Raw genomic sequence first — 18,975 nt, forward strand, 5'->3', positions numbered from 1 at the left:
GGCCATAGGTCGAGGAATAGCCATAGAAACTGCCCTTGGCGATGCCCTAACCCCGGGGGAACCCGCACTATTAATAAATAGCCTCGATTGCAAACCGATCACAGCGGCAGCGCTGCCATTGGCAAAACCACTATTTGAAACGCTTTTGCAACTGGGGCGACCTGGCGCTTAAAGGAAGCTTAAAAAAATCTAAATTTGGTAATTAGATGGCGATTTCGTGACCGTTGCAACTGTTGGCTTGGGGCGATCGTGGCTTGATGGTTTTGAAACTTCTTACCCCGAATGGCAATCCTTAATTGCAGCTACCGCAATGATTTAGAGCGAATGGTGATACTGCGTTGTTTTGGTTCAAACAACTACTACCTGGAGCGGGTGATCTTTCCATTTGAATTACTGAATTTTTCAGCACCCGGCGATGCTGAAGTGGAGATTTGGAGCCATGGCATCGGCGGACCTGAACTCGTAGAAACCCTCCGATCAAGGGAACTCAATAACGAAGAGAGCCAAGAAACCAATATGTTGCTAAGCGCTTAATTTAATAATATCAAACACTTAAAAATCTATCCACCACATCCTTACTTAGTTCTGCGGTTGGCCCGCTGGCTACCATGCCACCTTTTTGCATGGCGTAATACCAGTCGGCTTGTCTTACAAAATGCAAATGCTGCTCCACAAGCAACACGCTGATACCAGTGGTGGCAACAATGCGCTTAACGGCCCTCTCAATATCAAGAACCACCGATGGTTGAATGCCTTCGGTGGGTTCATCAAGTAGCAATAGTTTTGGTTTACCCAGCAAGGCCCGAGCAATCGCTAATTGCTGCTGCTGGCCGCCACTGAGGTCGCCGCCGCGGCGCTGCAAAAAACCCTCCAGCACAGGGAAGAGCTCAAATACCTGGGGGTCGATGTGGCGATGGCGCCGCAAGCCGCCGGGCAAGGCCTCCAAACCGAGAAGCAGGTTTTCCTTAACGCTCAACTGGGGGATTATTTCCCTGCCCTGGGGCACATAGGCGATGCCAGAACGGGCCCTTTGATGGGGAGCCAAATCTTCTAATTCCTTGGCCTCAAATCGAACGCTGCCGCTGCGCTGTTGCAACAGGCCAATAATTGTTTTCAATAAGGTAGTTTTGCCAACACCATTGCGACCAATCAAACAAACCATCTGGCCTGGTTGAACACTTAGATCAACATTTCGAAGGATATGGCTCTCGCCATAATAAACATTCAAAGCATGTATATCAAGAACAGGCATGGAACTAGTTGTCATGGTTGATCCTCCTCACGGCCGAGATAAACATCAATAACCCTGGGGTCGGCCTGCACCTGATCCATGGGGCCCTCACAAAGCACATGACCCTCATGCAAAACAGTAACCGGTGCCTGCAGATCACGAATGAAATCCATGTCGTGTTCAATCACTAGCACCGTGTGGCTGCCACTTAGTTCCTTTAATAATGCCGCTGTGTGAATAGTTTCCTCATCACTTAAACCAGCCACCGGTTCATCAACCAATAGCAATTCCGGGTCTTGGGCCACCAGCATTGCTATCTCTAGCCATTGTTTTTGGCCATGGGATAAACCACCGGCCAATTGCTGATCATGGGCGCCTAGCCCCACCAAAAGCAGCAGCTGTTGCACCCTCTCACGCAACTCAATTGTTAGTGGCTTTAGCAACAACTTTACGGGGGAGGAACCCTTGGCAACGGCCAATTCAAGGTTGCGCCTACAGGTGAGCTTTTCAAATACCCTTGGCGTTTGAAACTTACGGCCAATGCCGAGGCGGGCGATGTGATGTTCAGGCTTACCAATTAATGGCTTACCCTTGAATAAAACCTGGCCGCTGCTGGGGCGCACCTTGCCTGTAATCACATCAAGGAAGGTGGTTTTACCCGCGCCATTAGGGCCAATAACAGCCCTTAATTCACCAGCTTCTAATTTTAAATCAAGTTGATTTAAGGCAAGAAAGCCATCAAAGCTAACCGTAACCGCCTGCAGCTCAAGAATAGGGGTCATGATTTAAGCTCCGGATCTAAATCAAGGGAGGGATAGGTAGCTGCCTTTGGGGCGCGGCCTAGCATGGCAAGCAAATGATTCGGCCCACCATTACGCCACCAGCCCACCAAACCATCGGGCAAGGCAGTAACAACTAAAAGGAATAGTGCCCCTTGAATAAACAACCAAGTTTCAGGCAACTGCTCACTAATCAAGCTCTTAGCAAAATTGATCAGCAAGGCGCCTAAAATCGCCCCAACCAGGGTGCCGCGGCCGCCCACAGCAACCCAAATCACCATTTCAATAGAAAATGGTACCGCCATAAATTGAGGCGAAACAATACCCGATTGCACCGTGTAAAGCGCCCCGCTAATGCCAGCTAGGGCACCAGCAATAACAAATACAAGTGTTTTGTAAGCGGTGGGATTATAGCCGGTAAATCTAAGCCGCTGTTCATCATCCCTCAAGGCAATTAAAGCATCTCCAAAGCGGCCACGAATCAACCATTTGCACAACAACCAAGCCAGAAATAACACAAGCACAGTTAATAAGTATAAATTACGCTGCATGCCGTCGCTGCCAACTAATTCACCAAGGAAGCGGGCGGTGTCGGTTTTTAGGCCATTTGTGCCATTGATTAAACGCTGCTGACCATTAAAAAAATTGTAGAAAACCAGCAGTGCAGCTTGGGTGAGGATTGAGAAGTAAACCCCCTTGATGCGATTACGAAACACTAAAAACCCCAATATTCCCGCCACCAATGCAGGGATTATCCAAATGGCAAAAAATGTAAAAATTCCCGAGTTAAATGGCTGCCAAAAAGCTGGCATGGTTTTCACACCATATAAACCAAAGAATTCAGGCAATTCTCCAGGGGCAAGGTTTTGCAGTTGCAGGTGCATTCCCAAGGCATAGCCACCTAGGGCAAAGAAAATTCCCTGGCCAAGGCTTAGTAAGCCCGTGTAGCCCCAAATCAAATCAATACCCAAAGCCACAATACCAAGGGATAGAAACCGGCCCAGTAGATTGAGTCGAAACGGCGGCAGTAAAAGCGGCAGAATTAAAGCTATGCAAACAAAAACAAGAAAAGGCAAATAACGAAAAATCAACTTCCTAGGCATTGATGTATTAACTAAATTCATCACCTATACCTCCACCATGCGTCCCCGGGGTGGGAATAACCCCGCCGGACGGAACTGCAGGAACACAACAATCAAGGCAAATACCAGCACCTTTGCCATCGAAGTTGTGGCAAAAAAAGTAATAAGTTCATTTAAAGCTGCTGGCATGGTGGGCCAAACCAGCAGGAGGGAACCAGAGCCCAACACATAACTAAGCACCCCAATGCCAAGGGCCGCCAGCACGGTGCCCAGCAGTTTGCCAACACCACCCAGCACCACCACCATGAAGCAGTCAACGATGTAATTACCACCAAGATTGGGGCCAACGGAACCCAATAGGGTTACAGCAACTCCTGCCACACCGGCCAAACCTGATCCCACCAAAAAAGTGAGGGCATCTACGGTTTCAGTGGGGATACCCAAGCAGTTGCTCATCGAACGATTTTGGGTAACGGCTCGAATCCGAATACCCCATACGCTTTTTTGTAAAAACCAGTTCACTGAAACCAGGGCAATAATAGTTAGGCCAATTATAAATAATCTCGCCACGGGCATATTTACAGAGCCGATATCAATGGAACCCCGCAACCATTGGGGCGCTGTAACATCAATATTTCTTGCGCTAAACCAGGCTTGATCTAATACCCTAACGCTGCCAAGGGAAGCAGCTAAGCCAATACCTATGGCTGAAGCTAATAACCAATTAACAAAATTAAGCAGCGGTGCCCAACGCTGCTGCCACCAATGGCTTGGCAGGAAGCGATGCACAAATAGGCCGAGGGCCACTGAAAGCAGCAGGCCAAGGGCAAAGGCAGTTGATACCGATCTCACAAACTGCTGCAGAATCAAACTCACCCCCCATGTGGCCAGCAAGGTTTCTAGGGGCCTGCCATAAAGCCTGCGTATAACAGTTGCCTCCAGCAATAAACCAGCTAAACCACTAACTAAAAATGCCAAGGGTATTGAAATTAATATATAAATCGGAAACAAGCCTTCCAAAGGGCCTGTTTTTAAAAGATTTTGCACCACAAATGTGGTGTAGGCCCCAAGCATCATCAATTCACCGTGGGCCATGTTGATAACACCCATCAAACCAAACACCACAGCCAAACCAAGGGCTGCTAACACTAAAACCGAGCCAATTGCCAAACCATTAAAAAGGGTGTCGAGAAATAGATTCATACCAGCTCAAAAAACAAAAAAAGCATTTAATCAAATCCATGAAAAAGAGAGGGGGCAGATGCCCCCTACTCTATAAATTAGTTTAAATAAATTGAATTAATTTATCCAGTGATCACATTTTGTACTTACCGGCATCGGGGCGCTTCTGTGTCCAGTCGCAGGTGAAACCTTTGGTTTCAGGAACATATTGGTTCCAGGCCACTGGTTTTTTGAAGCCCTGGTTTTCGAGAATCTTAAACATGCCATCCTTTTGCACCTCACCGATCAGCACTAGCTTCTCAACGTGGTGATTGGGTTGAACGGTTACCTTGCCCTCCGGCGCATTGAAGCTAACGCCAACCAAGGCTTCACGAACCTTGTTGTCGTCTACGCTCTTAGCCTTTTCGGCCGCTGCCGCCCAGAGATAAACCATCATGTAAGCGGCTTCTGCAGGGTCGTTTGTAACGCGCTTATCGCCATATTTAGCTTTGAAATCAGCTGTGAACTTCTTGGAAGCCGGTGTATCTAGGCTCTGGAAATAATTCCAGGCAGCAAATGTGCCCTCGAGATATTCGGGGCCAATGGCGGCAATCTCCTCTTCTGCAATCGAGAAGCTCATAATGGAATAACCATTGGCAGGAGTGATGCCAGCAGCCTTCATTTGCTTGAAGAATGCAACATTGCTATCACCATTCAAGGTGTTTACAATCACACCACCCTTAGGTAATGCCTGTTTAATTTTAGCAATGATTGGGGCCACTTCAGTGTTACCCAAGGGTAGATAATCCTCCCCCACTAACTTACCGCCTTTAGCTTTCAACTGCTCCTTCATGATCGTGTTAGCCGTGCGGGGATACACGTAATCCGAACCCACCAAGAAGAAGTCTTTACCTTTGTTTTTCAGGAGCCAATCAACGGCTGGTTCAGCCTGTTGATTTGGGGTTGCACCGCTATAGAAAATGTTTTTGGAACACTCCTGACCCTCGTATTGAATTGGGTAAAAGAGGAAGTGATCCTTGGCTTCATAAACCGGTAACATCGCCTTACGGCTGGCGGAAGTCCAACCGCCAAACACAACGGCAACCTTATCTTGATCGATAAGCTTTTTGGATTTTTCAGCAAAGGTGGGCCAATCAGAGGCGCCATCTTCCTCAACTGGAACGATCTTTAATTTTTTACCATCGATAACAACGCCACCTTTAGCGTTGATCTCATCAATAGCCATTAATTCAGCTTCAGCCACCGTATTTTCAGAGATGGCCATGGTGCCACTGCGGGAGTGCAGGATGCCCACCTTTACCTCACCATCAAATCCCCCTTCAGCCTTTTTTTCACCACTGCAAGAAACAACCGAAAGGCTGGTGATCAAAGCTGTTGTGCCGCCTAGGGCACGAACAAAAAGCTTGTTAGAGCGAACGGACGCCATGCAAAAACTCCAAGTTTTGACCCGCGATGCGGCGGTGTACGTTTTGGAACTTATGGCTAGGCGGGGGAAGCGGTTGTAGCGATTGAAACCTTCCTAGAAGTTTGGTAACTGTTGCAACAGGAATTGCTCCACTTGCTCAACACCTTCACCTGTTTTTAGGTTGGTAAAACACCAGGGCCTTGCAGCACGCATGCGTTCGGTGTCGCTATTCATCAAAGCCAGATCAGCACCCACCATGGCTGCCAGATCGATCTTATTTATCACCAACAAATCTGAACGGGTAATACCGGGGCCCCCCTTACGGGGGATCTTATCGCCGGCGGCCACATCGATCACATAAATACAAAGATCCACTAATTCGGGGCTAAAGCTGGCAGCAAGGTTGTCGCCACCGCTTTCCACCAGCACTAAATCAAGATCTGGGAAAGCCCGCTCTAATTCCTCCACCGCTGCCCGGTTGATCGAGCAATCCTCTCGAATGGCCGTGTGGGGGCAGCCTCCGGTTTCCACGCCACGGATTCTTTCGGGGGCCAAGGCACCCACCCGCGTTAAAAACTGGGCATCCTCTTGGGTGTAGATGTCGTTGGTAACAACTGCAATTTGCAGCCGTTCCCGCAAACGCTTGCATAGGGCTTCCACCAGGGCTGTTTTGCCGCAGCCCACCGGCCCAGCCACCCCAACCCGCAAACGACTCATCCCACCACTTTATTTGCCCGTTGCAGCAACGGCTCAGACAGGGTTACATCAATTGCTTTTGCTGTGGTGCGATTGAGCAGCAGTTCCGTTTTTGTGAGTGGTTCAAACGCCATTTTCGCTGGTGATTCGCCTTTCAATACCCGCACGGCCAATTCACCAGCTGCAAAACCATCGTCGTAATAACTCCAACCGATCACCCCCAAACAACCGGGCAGATCAATATCAGGGGGATCTACGGAATAAACGGGGATTTTGCGTTCCAGCCCCACTTTGCAGATCGAACTAAAGGCTTGGATAGTGGCGTAATCACCAATTTTCACAAAAGCACCAACCTTGTCTTCCGCCAGCGCTTGAGCTGCTTGCAACACCTCACCGGAATTAGCAACGGGCTGGGTTTCCACTCGTATGCCGCGGCGGGCTGCCTCCTGCAGCAGCACTTTCGCTTCAAATTCGGAATTGGGCTCCCCTGGGTTGTAGATCAAGCCAACGGTGCTCAAATTTGGATCCACTTCACGGGCAAGATCTAACTCTTTTCCCACTGGGTTGGTGCCAATAGTGCCCACCACATTTGGCTTGTGTTGGCCCACACCGCCAGGGGGTGTGCCAGCTCCCGCACCCCAGGGATTGGAGCAGTAGCAAAACACCACCGGCAAGGTAGCTGGGGCCACCTGCATGGCAGCCTGCAGTGGTGGCGTGCCAATTGCCAGGAATAGATCTACCGGTGCACCCACGAATTGTTTAGCCACCAAAGTGGTGTTAGCCAATTCACCGGCTGCATCTTTTTGAATCACATTGAGGGATTTACCCTCCACATAACCGGCCTTTGCAAGGGCTGCCATGAAACCCTTGCGCACTGAATTGGGCGGTGCCGCATCAATGAATTGCAGCATGCCAATGGTGGGACCTTTAACGCGCTTATTTCCACCAATTTGGGAGCAGGCAGCCAGCAGCACTGTTCCGCCCAAGCCAGCTCCGGCCAGCCCTAAAAATGCACGACGATCCATTCCCATCAATCAAACATCGGATAACTGCACTTTGGCGGAGCCATAAAGTTCCCGCAAGCTGGCAACGCTGAGGGCTGCTTTGTCGGCGCCGCTCCAATCGCCCACCACCTGGCCCTCATGGAGCATCAAAAGGCGATCGCCGTGGTTTAGGGCCTGCTCCAAACTGTGGGTAACCATCAAGGTGGTGGTACCCAAGCGCCGCACTAACCGCTCCGTTAATTGCATAACTAGGGCCTCCGCCTTGGGATCTAGGGCAGCGGTGTGTTCATCAAGCAACAGCAGCTGCGGTTCCGCCAAGGTGGCCATCACCAGGCTGATCGTTTGTCGCTGGCCGCCAGATAGTTGACCAATCGGTGTATTCACCCGATCGGCAAGGGGTAAACCAAGGCTTTCCAACAGCTCTTGATAACGGCGCAGGTCGGCTTGATTGGGATGGATGCCGAGCAAGCTTTGCAGGCGAAATGGGGAATGGCGGCGCGATTCAGCTAAGCGCAGATTTTCAGCGATGCTGAGGCCAGGGGCTGTGCCATCTAACGGATTTTGCATCACACGACCAATCCAGCGAGCCCGGCGGTAATCGCTCAGCTTTTGTAGGGAGCGCTCCCCCAATTTCAAGCTGCCGGCCTGGGCGGGAAGGGTGCCAGCCACCAAATTGAGCAGGGTCGACTTACCGGAGCCATTGCTGCCGATAACCACCAAGAATTGAGCCGTGGGGCACTCAAGGTTGAAATCCTTGAAAAGCTGCCGCCAACCACCGCCGGGTTGGCTGTGGCCCCAGGCCAAACCTTCAATGTGCAAACTCATAACCGCCGGCCCCCATCGGCAAGGCCCGGTAAACGCAGCCGGCCAAGCGTTAAGGCGCCAAGCAGCAGTAGGGCTGTTACCAGCTTTAAATCCACCGGCTCCAAACCCAGTTGCAAGGCAATTGCAATCATCAAACGAAACAGGATTGAGCCCAGCACCACAGCAGCAAGGGCCATGGGGATCGTGCGCGGCCTACAAATCGATTCACCAACAATCACAGCCCCAAGGCCAAGGATTAAGGAACCAAGCCCCATGGTTACATCGGCAAAACCCTGATAGAAGGCAACTAATCCACCGGCTAGGGCCACCAAACCATTCGCTAAAGCAATGCCGATGGTTAGGCCCTTGGCACCACTCACACCATTGGCCCGGGCCATGGTGGGGTTATTGCCAAGGGCCCTCAAAGCAAGCCCTAAATCTGTGGCGAGCAACAGGGCAAGCAAAGCGATTAAGCCCAGCACCACCAAGCTCAGGGCAAGGGCCCAATCGGCATCGCTATCAAGGCCAAAATCCAAACCGATCAAAGGGATATTTGATCTATCCATCAAACGCAGGGTGATCGAGTAGAGCCCTGTGCTGGTGAGGATGCCGGCAAACAAATCATTAACGCCAAGGCGGGTGTGAATCAAGGCGGTCACACAGCCGGCTAAGGCACCACTAAGCACTGCCGCAATTAGGGCAACAGCGGGATTGATGTTGTTAGTGATAAGTACTGCTGCCATGCCCCCACCGAGGGCAAAGGAGCCGTCTACGGTGATATCAGCGAAATTAAGTACCCGCAGGGTGAGGTAAACGCCAAGGGCAAGGCCGGCATAGGCAAGGCCCTGGTTGTAAGCACCAAGCCAAAGTGAAAACATTGCCAACAGCTTCTAAACCCCATTGTGCTGCCCCTAACCGCAATTGCTTGATTTCAGCGCGATCGACCCCCTAACCCTTGCAGCCTTAATCGCCTGCGGCCTAGCGGGGGGATTCATCAACACGATTGCCGCCAGTGGTGCCACCGTTACCTTGCCCACCATGATCAGCCTGGGGCTGGCGCCAGGGCTTGCCAATGGCACCAACCGATTGGCGGCTGTTGCTGGTTTGGCCACTGCCACCTGGCGCTTTCAGCAGGCTGGTGCAATCCCTTGGAAGCTAACCCTGAAGGCCACAGCTCCAATGGTGATCGGCGCCAGCATTGGCGCCTTTGGGGCAACCGCCTTAGCTGATCGCTGGATCAGCTTGGCCGTGGCTATTTCACTCCTATTTGTGTTGATCACCCTGATCACTAAACCAGCAGAGCTTTTAAAAGAAGAGTCCGTGGTTGCAAATAACCAAACCACGGAGTTGGGGCCCCTTTTCTATGGCCTAATGGCCCTAACAGGGCTGTGGGCCGGTTTTATCTCCCTGGGTTCTGGGGTGATGACATTACTGGTGCTAGTGCTAGCCGGCAAAATACCACTAAAAACAGCAAATATCCTCAAATGTTTTGTGAGGTTAAGTTCAAGTTTAGTGGCATTAGTGATATTTGGTTTGCGCGGTGATATCAATTGGCTTTGGGCCTTGCCGCTATCGCTATCGAGCATGGTTGGGGCAAATTTAGCTGCAAAACTGGCCCTGGGCAGCCAGGCAAGCCAATGGATATTCCGCTCTTTAATTGTGGTGGTGTGTTTAGAAGCGGCCAGTTTTTTATGGCGGCTTAATCCAGGCCTACCGGCCTAGCGCTCTGGAGAGGCGGCAGCCGCTGGCATCAAAGGCAGGCTAACCTTGCCCAAAGCAGTTCAAACGGGCGCTAGCCAGTGGCCATAATTAATGCGGAGGAGTTAAGCAAAACCTATCGAATTAGCGAAAAGCAACCGGGATTTGCCGGAACATTGCGGCATTTAGTGCAACGCAAACACCGGGAGATAACTGCGGTAAATAAAATTAGTTTTTGCATCGAACCGGGTGAAATTGTTGGTTTTCTTGGCCCTAATGGGGCAGGAAAAACAACAACTTTAAAAATGCTCACGGGCCTAATTCATCCCACTAGTGGCAAACTCTCAGTAGCTGGCCATAAACCATGGCAACGAAAAGCGCGATTTTTAGGCCAGATCACCCTGGTGATGGGTAATAGGCAACAATTGTTGTGGGATCTTCCAGCTCTTGATTCATTAAAAGTTAATGCGGCTGTTTACGGCATCCCAGAAAAAGAAGCGCAGCGCCGTATAAATGAACTTGCAGAAATGTTAGAACTTGGCGAAGAGCTGCTAAGGCCATTGCGAAAATTGTCGCTGGGCCAGAGAATGAAAACGGAATTACTTGCAGCGTTACTACATCAACCTGCCGTGTTATTTCTTGATGAACCAACCCTGGGCTTAGATGTAAATGCCCAGGTGCGGGTTAGGGAATTCCTGGCTGATTACAACAAACGAACGGGGGCAACAATGCTGCTCACAAGCCACTACATGGGCGATATCACCACCCTATGTCCACGGGTATTACTCATCCATCAAGGTGAATTATTTCATGATGGTTCCCTCAGCGAACTAACCCAAAAGCTTGCCCCCTGCAGCCAAGTGCGCATGGAACTAAGCAAAATTCATAGCATTGAGGATTTCCGCGGCTACGGCGATATTCACTCCCTGGAGGGCCACCAGGTGCAGCTGTTAATACCTCGCGCTGAACTATCGGAACGGGTAGCAGCATTACTAAAGCGCTTTGAAGTGGTTGACCTAGAAGTGAGTGCCCCGCCGATAGAGGAATTGATTGGCGGCCTATTTCGCCATAGGGATAAGTTATGAAATGGGCATGGCGGGTAGCTCGGGCGCTGATAACAAGCCAATACGCCCTAATGCTGGAATATCGAGCAGAAATTATCCTCTGGGCACTTTCAGGGGTGCTGCCTTTGATAATGCTGGGGGTGTGGAGCGGCTCTGGCGCAGCTAATGCTGCGGGCATATCAGCGCAGCAGCTGAGTCGCTATTTTCTTGCTGCTTTTGTGGTGAGGCAATTTACGGTGGTGTGGTTAATAAATGTATTTGAAGAAGATGCTCTGCAAGGCAGATTATCACCTTTTTTACTGCAACCGATATCGCCTTTATGGCGCTACCTAACCGCCCATTTAAGTGAACAGGCATCTCGCATTCCCATTGTTGCGGTGCTGCTAGCACTGCTTGGAATAGCTGCACCTGGCTTAATCTGGCTGCCATCAGCGGGGGCGCTATTTTTTGGATTTATGGCAATTATGGCTGCATTTTTACTTAGATTCTTACTGCAACTTGTATTAACTACTTTCTGCTTTTGGAGTGAAAAAGCAGCTGCAATTGATCGCTTACTTATGATTCCATATATGTTTCTTTCGGGTATTGTGGCGCCCATAGATACCTTTCCACCTGCCGTAAAGCGGCTTGCGATGGCAACCCCCTTCCCCTGGATGATTGATTTTCCTGCAAGGCTAATAGCAGGTGAACCGGTGAATATTGCGCTTGGGTTTGCGGCAATCACTGCCTGGTGTTTATTACTACTGCCAATTTGCCATCTGCTCTGGCGGGCGGGCCTAAGGCGTTACTCCGCCATGGGAGCATGAAGGAAATAAAACGCTATTGGAGCAGTTTATGTTGCTTTTGGAGTAGCTCCATTGCAGCTGAATTTGAATATCCGCTCAATGCCTGGGTTGAATTGTTATCTGTGCTTGGCAATTTAGCTGGCAGCATATTTGTGCTTAAGCTGTTATTTGGCAATGGCGTTTCCCTGGGGGGCTGGAGCTGGAATGGCTCATTAATAGTATTAGGTTTATATACAATTTTAGATGGATTTACAACCTGCGTGTTGCAACCAAATCTGAGCCGCATCGTGAATCATATCCAAACGGGCACCCTTGATTATGTATTACTAAAACCAATAGATAGCCAATTTTGGCTTTCCACCCGCACGGTGTCCCCCTGGGGTTTACCTGGAATAATTGCAGGCTTTTGTTTAATTAGCTGGGCATTAATCAAGCCAAGTTCAAGCATTGGCTACGGCCTGCCATCCGGTGGAGCCATGCTGCTTGCCATTGCACTACTTATAGCTTCTTTAGCAATACTCTATAGCCTCTGGTTTGTATTAGCAGCTCTAAGTATTTGGTTCATCAAAGTGTGGAATGCCACCGAAGTTTTAAGGTATACCTTAGTTGCTGGTAGATATCCCGTTAGCGCCTACCCCCCTGCGCTTAGGTTAATTTTTACTTTTGTATTACCGGTGGCATTTCTAACAACTATTCCGGCAGAGGCGCTACTTGGTAAAAGTTCAAGCATCTGGGCAATCGGCGCTTTAGGTGTTGCAGGAATTTGTTTAACCGGCAGCCGCTTATTATGGAACTATGCGCAACGATTTTACACATCTGCTTCTAGTTAATAACACTTAATTTGCTACTTCATAAAGATATTTCTGAAAACTTGAAAATAGTATGCCGATTTCTTCTGCCTTTCCAAGGTCTGCTACGGCATCTGAAATGCTTTTTTGGTAACGAAGCTGCAGCAGTGGTGTGAGTTTTTGGGAAGTGGTGAGGATTGTGGGAACTGTTTTTTCGTTATCTTGAAAATTCTTGAGATGTGTGTTGCCTAATTTGCCATCGTCTGCTGTAACCCGTTGGCAGTAGTTGGGGTTATTGCTGCTATTGAGCCCCAAGTGACTTCATCAAACAGATCGGCTTCGAGCATCGACCTCGCGGCCGGGCGGTGCCGCGGGCGCCATGAAAATCCGCTACTTCCCAGCTACCGAAACCTCACCATCGCGCTGGCATTGGGGGGCGAGCTCAGCTTGATCGAAGCAGTTCAACACCTTGAGAAGCGGCAAACCGCCGGTCAAAGCTCAGCACTGGCAATGCCCCGATGTTGGTGGCCCGGGCCAGAATCAACTGATCAGCCAGATCTCCTCCCTGGCGAAATTGCTCAAGGGCATCGATCACCGCGTCGATGTCATCCACCACCACACCGCGGGTGCGCACCAGCCGCTCCAGTAGCTGGTAGCGGGTTGCACGCTCAAGGTTGTATCCCCGGAGCACCCAAGCCACCTCGGCTAGCACCACATCGGGCAGGTAAATACCACCACTGGCGATGGCATCGAGAAAGGCTTGCTCGGCGATCGGGGTTTGCTGTGGGTCATCCCCAATCAGCAGCCGCACCACCACGTTGGTGTCAAGTGTCCTCACCGCCTACAGCCAGGGCAATGGCCCGGTCCATGTCGTGAATGGTCAACACCCGATCCACTTTGGGACGGTTTCGGAACAGATCCTCCGGCTCGTATTTGGAGGGCACCAGCACCAATCGGCCGTTCCGATCGATGGAGGCCTGCAGCCTGGCACCAGGTGCCAGGCCAAGCGCCTCTCGTAACTGACGGGGAATCGTCAATTGCCCCTTACTAGTGAGCGTGATAGTTGCCATTGAATAATCGTAAGGCCATTTGCCTTACCGATGCGGCACTACGCCGCTGAACTTTGAGCTCGCGTTGGCGAAGGCGTCATCCACAACGTCATCCCCGCACCAGCGGCTGTAGGCAGCCAGAAGTGGTGTGGATCAACCCGCCAGCTCATGATTTCATCGCCCAAACGGCTACGTTGGCACTGGCCGCCTACCTGACAGCTAGCGGTTATTAGGATTGCTTTGATCTGATTGATCTGATCGCACGATTAATCTCCAAAACAGGAAAGCCCGATGCCATCAACTCTCGGCAGAGGCCCGCGCCAAAAGAACCTGTCCCCTCTATGGCAAATATCGGCTGTGATGGTGCGCAGCAGTGGCAGAGGCGATCATTGTAATAAGTGTGACTGATTTTCAAAGCTGCAGGCCTTTAGTGGGGCACTACTTTTCGCATAAAGCACAACGCCAACACGGCTGATGTGGTTGAGCAGGGCGGGATGGCTTAATGAGGCCATCAGAGAGAGATCAATTTGATATGGCAGCAAAAGCTCATCCAGCTCGTTACTAATTCGCGTCAGCAGAGTGTGATCCAGTTCATCACCGCAGAGTGTTAGGTCTATGTCTGAACCTGGGCGATAGGTTTGCTTGGCACGCGAGCCATAAAGCACGGCCTTTTCCACCTCGGGAAATTGGGCCAACACGGCCCTGATGCGTTCCACCGTGACCTCACGCAAACCGTGGTTCATGCGGAATCCTCCTTCTCCAGTTCAAGAAACCGGCGCTGGAATGCTGCGAACGCAGGAACATAGAGCGTTAAAACTGCCTCCATGATCTTTACGGCCACGTCGTTGTTGTAAGTGTGAGACGACTCATTGCGATGCTTGATCATTTCCATCCATGCCTCGCCGTTTTCGATGAGTTCTGCGGCGAAGGCAGCGCGGGTGGCGTCCTTTGATCCATACAGTTTCTGGAATGAACCGCGGGCGCTGAGGAAATCCTTGAACGTATTCCATGCAAGCTCATGGGTAAATTCGAAGGCTTGGATGAGCCCCTGCCGCTCCAGATCCGATAGATCACGCTGATCCGCCAGCTCAGACGCCTCGCTCAACCGGGCAAAGGCTCGCTTGAAGTTGTCGAAACGCTGAATCCAGCGGATGTCGTGGCGCTCATCACTGGAGGAAGTCAACGGATAGCCAAGCTCTTCAAACCAATGGTGCCAGTAGCCCTGCCGCGTTGCCAGCCAAACCTTGAATTATTAACTCCTAAAAAGCCTCGAATAAAGGGCTCCATGCTGCAATTGAGCAAGGCCTGCCCCCACCCCGGAGCTAAACATTTGGCGTGGATCTTGGCTGATTAAATAATTAGCTTGGCTACTAATTAAAGGAACCAATTGCAGCTGCAGGCATTGGCCTTCAGTTGCACCAAGGGGTATCAACCTTACTGCTGCACTGATTTGATTTGCCAGCCAACCATATAAATAAGCCTCCACTAAATCAGTTGCCGCTAGATCTAAACAATGGCCGGCCCAAGCCCAAGCAGCAGTCCAACCCAAACCCGTTAACTTCAAGCCCGTTAACTTCAAGCCCTGGCTCTGCTCAGTTAATGGCCAGCCCATCGCGGCAAGTAGTTGTAGTAGGGAACCAGCCATTTGCCACTGCTGCGCCCGTATTTCAGGCGCTTCCCGCTGGGCGATCAACCAACCATTTAGATCAAGCAACTGCTCCATATTTGAAGTTTTAAAGGCCTGTTGCATAGGCCCTAGGGCAGCTGCCTCCACCGCAAGCAAACCAAATTGCAATTCAGCCTCAAGCCAGGCCTTCAGGGTTGCCCCATCCCTGAGCTCACCCGCCTGCACTAACACCTCCAAACCTTCGGCATAGCTGAAAGCACCCACCGGCAAAGCGGGGCTCACAAGTTGCAGTAAGGCCAGGGGCAGGGTCATGGATGGCTATGGCTAGCGCCATAGGCGCCACTTTCGGGCAGGAAGGGGGCCTGCAGGTGGGCAACTTGCAAACCGCGGTGGCCTAATAAATGCTCCAAAACAGGGTCGGCCAAAAGCCTTAATTGATCGGCTTGCAACTCCAAGGCCACGTGGCGATTACCGAGGTGATATGCAGCCTGCAGCAGGGCCAGGGGATCATTGCTGCACACCACCAGTAGTGGTTCATCTGCAGCCACCACTACAGCTAGTGGCATATTTTCCACGGCCCCTAATAATTGCCCTGGTGCCAGGGGTTCGCCCCTTGGCAACTGCAGCAACACCTCTTGGCCGCCACTGCAGCGGCGCAAACCGCGGCAGATCTGCCGTTCAGCCGCCGTGAGTGGCAGCTGCAATAAAGCCTCTCCAGCTGCGGAACTGCAGCGATGCTGCAGCAGCAATGGCCTGGTTTCCTGTTGCATGGATCCAAGCTGCCATAACCCCATGGCCCAAGCCACTGCCACCCCTAGCCCTTGGCGGGGCACAGCAAATTTGCAATTTGCAGCCAGCAGCCAAGGGCTCACCAGCTTTCAAGGGGGCAGCACCGCCCCTTTAAAGCTAATGCGGGCATTTGCTGGCGCCGATGGCCGCTGTGAACTGCCCCTTTTGCATACAGCCGGCGGCCTGGTGGGCGGTGATCAACTCAAAATCGAACTAGGGCTTGGCGCCAACAGCCGCGCCCTGATAACCAGCGTGGCAGCCCAAAAGGTTTACGGCATTAAGGGCCAGTGGGCCCACATCGATATAGAAACCCAGCTAGGGCCGGGCGCTGATCTGGAATGGTTGCCCCAGGAAACCCTGGTATTTGAAGGGGGCCTGCTGCAACAGCAGCAGCGGCTGGAGTTAGCTGAAAACGCCAGCTGGCTAGGCATCGATGTGGTGCGATTTGGCCGCACCGCCAGGGGAGAAACCCTGGGCAATGGTTGCTGGCGCAGCAGCCTCGAAATCCAGCGCAAATCAGCCAGCGGCCGGCGCTGGGAACTGGTGGATCGGCTCCAAATCAATCGGGATTGCCTTGATAGCGCCCATGGGCTCAAGGGCCAGCCGGTGCTGGCCAGCCTGGTGTGGGCGGCACCAAGCCCCCTGGATAGCAACAAACTCCAAGCCCTAATCAACCAAGGCCGCCAAGACAGCCTGGAACTCGAGGGAGAAATGGCCCTTGGCAGCCTGCAACAGGGCTTAATTGCCCGCTACCGGGGACCCTCCAGCCAAGCGGCCCGCCACTGGTTTTATCGCCTATGGGCCCGGATTCGCCAACTGCGCGGTTTAAGTGCGCCGCTAGCGCCAAGGGTGTGGCCCCTGCAGGAATATTCACATGCCCCAGCTCTCAACTGAGCAGCCACCACCACAACGGCACAGTAATTAGAGCCATTGCAGTGCTTATTAGCACCAAACCTGCCGCTGCATTAACGCCTTCCCCTTCCGCCTCCGCCATCAACAGCACTGAGATCGCTGTGGGGGCTGCCGCCTGCAGCACTAAGGCATCAGCCACACCAGCTGGCAATGCAAGTAGGCGGCCAAGAATTGCAAACAACAGCGGCAACAGCAGCATTTTAAAAAGCAAAGCAGGCGCCAAAGGGCGCCAATTGAAACCAGGCTGGATTTCGCCTTGGTTCAACATCACCCCCAAACGCATCCCCACCAGCAATAAAGCCAACAGCAACACCAAGCGGGCTGGCCACCAGAGCAGGGCAGCAAGGGGTGCTTGCCATGGGGTTAGTTGCAGCACAAAGGCAAGCAAAAAGCCATGGGTGGCTGGGCTTTGGCCCAGATCGCGGCGGAAGGAACGGCGCCCCTGGCCGGCGGCTGCCACCAGGCGTGGGCCGAGGGTCCAACTCAAAAGTGTGCCGGCCAGGTCGTAGGCGATGGCAGCCCCTAGGGCCTGGGGTGGCAATAGGGCCAAGGCCACCGGAATGCCGAAGTAGGTGGTGTTACCCGTTACCGCCCCCAGTTGCAACACCCCAGAGGGCAGCAGCCGCGGCCAACGCTGCAACAACAACATCAATGCAGCAATCAATAGCAGTGCCAGGGCGCCCGCCTGTAAAAAATCCCGATTTAAGCCAGAACGCAGCAGCAAAGCAGCCACACTCAAGGGAATGCCAAAGCGCACCAGCGGTTGCGCCAATGCTCCAGGCAGTAGCGGCCAACGCATACCGATGGCCAAGCCAAGGGCCAAAGTTGGGATTAGTTCCAGCAAAAGTGGCAGCACAGCCCCCCCAACGATCAACAGTGATTGCAGCCCATGCACCTATCTCCCCAGGAAAAAGACAAGCTCTTAATTGTTACCGCAGCCCTATTGGCGGAGCGGCGCTTAGCGAGAGGTTTGAAACTGAACCACCCGGAGGCGGTGGCTTGGCTCAGCTTTCAAATCCTGGAGGGGGCGCGGGATGGCAAAACCGTAGCGGCCCTTATGCAGGAAGGCAGTACTTGGTTAAACCGCAGCCAAGTGATGGCTGGGGTGGCGGAACTGATAGATGAAGTGCAAATGGAAGCCACCTTTCCCGATGGCACCAAGCTTGTAACCCTGCACCAACCAATCAGGCCATGATCCCAGGCGAACTGCTACCGGAACCAGGCAGCATTGAACTCAATGCCGGCCGCCCTGTTACCAATTTGATGGTGGCCAATAGCGGCGATCGCCCCATCCAGGTGGGCTCCCATTTCCATTTTGCCGAAGCCAATCCTGCGCTGCTATTCGATCGGGAAGCAGCCCGGGGCCAACGGCTTGATATTCCCGCCGGCACCGCCGTTCGCTTTGAACCCGGCGATCAACGCCAAGTGCAGCTGGTGCCCTTTGTGGGAGCCCGCCGGGTGGTGGGTTTCAACGCTCAAATCAACGGAGCTCTCTGATGGCATATCAAATCGATCGCCGCAGCTACGCCGAAACCTATGGCCCCACCACCGGCGATCGCCTGCGGTTGGCCGACACAGAATTAATCCTCGAGGTGGAAAAGGATTTCACCAGCTATGGCGATGAGGTGAAATTTGGCGGCGGCAAAGTAATTCGCGATGGCATGGGTCAAGGCCAAAGCAGCCGCGCCGCCGGCGCCGTAGACACGGTGATTACCAATGCGCTGATCCTTGATTGGTGGGGCATTGTGAAGGCGGATATTGGCATCAGAGATGGCCGCATCTGCGCCATCGGCAAGGCGGGTAATCCTGATATCAGCAACAACATCGATATCGTGATCGGCCCTGGCACCGAAGCAATTGCCGGCGAGGGCCATATCCTCACCGCCGGTGCCATAGATACCCATATTCACTTCATCAGCCCCCAGCAGATTGAAACCGCCCTAGCCAGTGGTGTTACCACGCTGCTGGGGGGCGGCACTGGCCCAGCCACCGGCACCAATGCCACCACCTGCACGCCGGGGGCTTTTCACCTGGCCCGGATGTTGCAGGCGGCTGAAGGTTTACCGGTGAACCTGGGCTT

Annotated in this window: 26 protein-coding genes; 9 read left to right on the plus strand and 17 right to left on the minus strand. The window is 52.3% G+C overall.

The genetic code is table 11. The annotated features are described in order from the left end of the window. The first annotated feature begins 282 nt into the window (after nucleotides 1-282). A complete protein-coding gene (locus C7K08_RS05740; protein WP_193464814.1) occupies nucleotides 283-534 on the plus strand; it encodes a DUF1830 domain-containing protein in 252 nt (83 codons plus the stop codon). Nucleotides 535-544: 10 nt separating this feature from the next. Here C7K08_RS05740 and urtE read toward each other — a convergent pair whose 3' ends face one another. The 9 genes from urtE to C7K08_RS05785 all read right to left on the minus strand — a co-directional run bounded on the left by urtE (nucleotide 545) and on the right by C7K08_RS05785 (nucleotide 9,061). Next, nucleotides 545-1,267, minus strand: coding sequence for an urea ABC transporter ATP-binding subunit UrtE (urtE, locus tag C7K08_RS05745; RefSeq protein WP_399216766.1), 723 nt, complete (start codon nucleotides 1,265-1,267; stop codon nucleotides 545-547). Beyond that, entirely contained in the window at nucleotides 1,264-2,016 is a 753-nt protein-coding gene (gene urtD / locus C7K08_RS05750) for an urea ABC transporter ATP-binding protein UrtD (protein WP_106499682.1), read from the minus strand. Before urtD ends, urtE begins: the two co-directional genes overlap by 4 nt. Continuing rightward, nucleotides 2,010-3,134, minus strand: coding sequence for an urea ABC transporter permease subunit UrtC (urtC, locus tag C7K08_RS05755; protein ID WP_106499683.1), 1,125 nt, complete (start codon nucleotides 3,132-3,134; stop codon nucleotides 2,010-2,012). Before urtC ends, urtD begins: the two co-directional genes overlap by 7 nt. A 3-nt stretch (nucleotides 3,135-3,137) precedes the next feature. Then, nucleotides 3,138-4,295 (minus strand): ABC transporter permease, encoded by a 1,158-nt coding sequence (locus C7K08_RS05760; protein ID WP_106499684.1) that lies wholly within the window; start codon nucleotides 4,293-4,295, stop codon nucleotides 3,138-3,140. Nucleotides 4,296-4,407: 112 nt separating this feature from the next. Next, nucleotides 4,408-5,700 carry an urea ABC transporter substrate-binding protein gene (urtA, locus tag C7K08_RS05765; RefSeq protein ID WP_241537082.1) on the minus strand — a complete coding sequence of 431 codons (1,293 nt, stop codon included), beginning with the start codon at nucleotides 5,698-5,700 and terminating at the stop codon, nucleotides 4,408-4,410. A gap of 93 nt (nucleotides 5,701-5,793) precedes the next feature. Next, a complete protein-coding gene (gene ureG, locus C7K08_RS05770; RefSeq protein ID WP_106499685.1) occupies nucleotides 5,794-6,396 on the minus strand; it encodes an urease accessory protein UreG in 603 nt (200 codons plus the stop codon). After that, complete coding sequence (locus tag C7K08_RS05775) at nucleotides 6,393-7,400, minus strand: ABC transporter substrate-binding protein (protein WP_241537083.1); 1,008 nt, start codon at nucleotides 7,398-7,400, stop codon at nucleotides 6,393-6,395. The genes ureG and C7K08_RS05775 overlap by 4 nt, the downstream gene beginning before the upstream one ends. Before the next feature lie 9 nt (nucleotides 7,401-7,409). After that, nucleotides 7,410-8,204, minus strand: a complete 795-nt coding sequence (locus C7K08_RS05780; RefSeq protein ID WP_106499687.1) for an ABC transporter ATP-binding protein — start codon at nucleotides 8,202-8,204, stop codon at nucleotides 7,410-7,412. Next, nucleotides 8,201-9,061, minus strand: coding sequence for an ABC transporter permease (locus C7K08_RS05785; protein WP_106499688.1), 861 nt, complete (start codon nucleotides 9,059-9,061; stop codon nucleotides 8,201-8,203). The genes C7K08_RS05780 and C7K08_RS05785 overlap by 4 nt, the downstream gene beginning before the upstream one ends. Nucleotides 9,062-9,104: 43 nt before the next feature. On the opposite strand from C7K08_RS05785, the gene C7K08_RS05790 reads away from it, so the two are divergent. From C7K08_RS05790 to C7K08_RS05805, 4 genes are all read left to right on the plus strand, one after another. Then, nucleotides 9,105-9,905, plus strand: a complete 801-nt coding sequence (locus C7K08_RS05790; protein ID WP_106499689.1) for a sulfite exporter TauE/SafE family protein — start codon at nucleotides 9,105-9,107, stop codon at nucleotides 9,903-9,905. A gap of 83 nt (nucleotides 9,906-9,988) precedes the next feature. Continuing rightward, on the plus strand, nucleotides 9,989-10,966 hold the full coding sequence (locus C7K08_RS05795; protein ID WP_106499711.1) for an ABC transporter ATP-binding protein: 978 nt from the start codon (nucleotides 9,989-9,991) through the stop codon (nucleotides 10,964-10,966). Further along, entirely contained in the window at nucleotides 10,963-11,751 is a 789-nt protein-coding gene (locus tag C7K08_RS05800; protein WP_106499690.1) for an ABC transporter permease, read from the plus strand. The genes C7K08_RS05795 and C7K08_RS05800 overlap by 4 nt, the downstream gene beginning before the upstream one ends. Before the next feature lie 5 nt (nucleotides 11,752-11,756). After that, nucleotides 11,757-12,560, plus strand: a complete 804-nt coding sequence (locus C7K08_RS05805; RefSeq protein ID WP_106499712.1) for an ABC transporter permease — start codon at nucleotides 11,757-11,759, stop codon at nucleotides 12,558-12,560. Between the two features lie 6 nt (nucleotides 12,561-12,566). Here the strand turns inward: C7K08_RS05805 and C7K08_RS15865 are convergent, their stop codons facing one another. From C7K08_RS15865 to ureE, 7 genes are all read right to left on the minus strand, one after another. Next, nucleotides 12,567-12,833, minus strand: a complete 267-nt coding sequence (locus C7K08_RS15865) for a hypothetical protein (protein WP_106499691.1) — start codon at nucleotides 12,831-12,833, stop codon at nucleotides 12,567-12,569. Between the two features lie 127 nt (nucleotides 12,834-12,960). Beyond that, nucleotides 12,961-13,356 (minus strand): PIN domain-containing protein, encoded by a 396-nt coding sequence (locus C7K08_RS05815; protein WP_106499692.1) that lies wholly within the window; start codon nucleotides 13,354-13,356, stop codon nucleotides 12,961-12,963. Further along, nucleotides 13,343-13,588 (minus strand): AbrB/MazE/SpoVT family DNA-binding domain-containing protein, encoded by a 246-nt coding sequence (locus C7K08_RS05820; protein ID WP_106499693.1) that lies wholly within the window; start codon nucleotides 13,586-13,588, stop codon nucleotides 13,343-13,345. The genes C7K08_RS05815 and C7K08_RS05820 overlap by 14 nt, the downstream gene beginning before the upstream one ends. A 365-nt stretch (nucleotides 13,589-13,953) precedes the next feature. Next, the gene (locus tag C7K08_RS05825; protein WP_106499694.1) at nucleotides 13,954-14,310 is read right to left on the minus strand and encodes a nucleotidyltransferase domain-containing protein; all 357 of its coding nucleotides are present in this window, start codon (nucleotides 14,308-14,310) and stop codon (nucleotides 13,954-13,956) included. After that, the gene (locus C7K08_RS05830) at nucleotides 14,307-14,750 is read right to left on the minus strand and encodes a nucleotidyltransferase substrate binding protein (protein WP_106499695.1); all 444 of its coding nucleotides are present in this window, start codon (nucleotides 14,748-14,750) and stop codon (nucleotides 14,307-14,309) included. Before C7K08_RS05830 ends, C7K08_RS05825 begins: the two co-directional genes overlap by 4 nt. A 69-nt stretch (nucleotides 14,751-14,819) precedes the next feature. After that, nucleotides 14,820-15,506: an urease accessory protein UreF gene (locus C7K08_RS05835; protein WP_106499696.1), complete on the minus strand. Its 687-nt coding sequence runs from the start codon at nucleotides 15,504-15,506 to the stop codon at nucleotides 14,820-14,822. Continuing rightward, nucleotides 15,503-15,988 carry an urease accessory protein UreE gene (gene ureE, locus C7K08_RS05840; RefSeq protein ID WP_241537084.1) on the minus strand — a complete coding sequence of 162 codons (486 nt, stop codon included), beginning with the start codon at nucleotides 15,986-15,988 and terminating at the stop codon, nucleotides 15,503-15,505. The genes C7K08_RS05835 and ureE overlap by 4 nt, the downstream gene beginning before the upstream one ends. Here ureE and C7K08_RS05845 point away from each other — a divergent pair. Further along, the gene (locus C7K08_RS05845) at nucleotides 15,987-16,877 is read left to right on the plus strand and encodes an urease accessory protein UreD (protein ID WP_106499713.1); all 891 of its coding nucleotides are present in this window, start codon (nucleotides 15,987-15,989) and stop codon (nucleotides 16,875-16,877) included. The genes ureE and C7K08_RS05845 overlap by 2 nt on opposite strands. Here C7K08_RS05845 and C7K08_RS05850 read toward each other — a convergent pair. Beyond that, entirely contained in the window at nucleotides 16,870-17,790 is a 921-nt protein-coding gene (locus tag C7K08_RS05850) for an AEC family transporter (protein WP_241537085.1), read from the minus strand. The genes C7K08_RS05845 and C7K08_RS05850 overlap by 8 nt on opposite strands. Here C7K08_RS05850 and C7K08_RS05855 point away from each other — a divergent pair. The 3 genes from C7K08_RS05855 to C7K08_RS05865 form a co-directional block, all read left to right on the plus strand. Beyond that, nucleotides 17,785-18,090 (plus strand): urease subunit gamma, encoded by a 306-nt coding sequence (locus C7K08_RS05855; protein WP_106499698.1) that lies wholly within the window; start codon nucleotides 17,785-17,787, stop codon nucleotides 18,088-18,090. The two genes, C7K08_RS05850 and C7K08_RS05855, sit on opposite strands and share 6 nt — an antisense overlap. Continuing rightward, nucleotides 18,087-18,392: an urease subunit beta gene (locus C7K08_RS05860; RefSeq protein WP_106499699.1), complete on the plus strand. Its 306-nt coding sequence runs from the start codon at nucleotides 18,087-18,089 to the stop codon at nucleotides 18,390-18,392. Before C7K08_RS05855 ends, C7K08_RS05860 begins: the two co-directional genes overlap by 4 nt. Continuing rightward, nucleotides 18,392-18,975: amidohydrolase family protein (locus C7K08_RS05865; protein WP_153062412.1), on the plus strand; the 584-nt coding region annotated here is incomplete at its 3' end. The genes C7K08_RS05860 and C7K08_RS05865, both read left to right, overlap by 1 nt.

Origin of the sequence: Synechococcus lacustris str. Tous (genome assembly GCF_003011125.1) — a bacterium.
In the GTDB taxonomy this organism is placed as follows: Bacteria; Cyanobacteriota; Cyanobacteriia; order PCC-6307; family Cyanobiaceae; genus Synechococcus_D; species Synechococcus_D lacustris.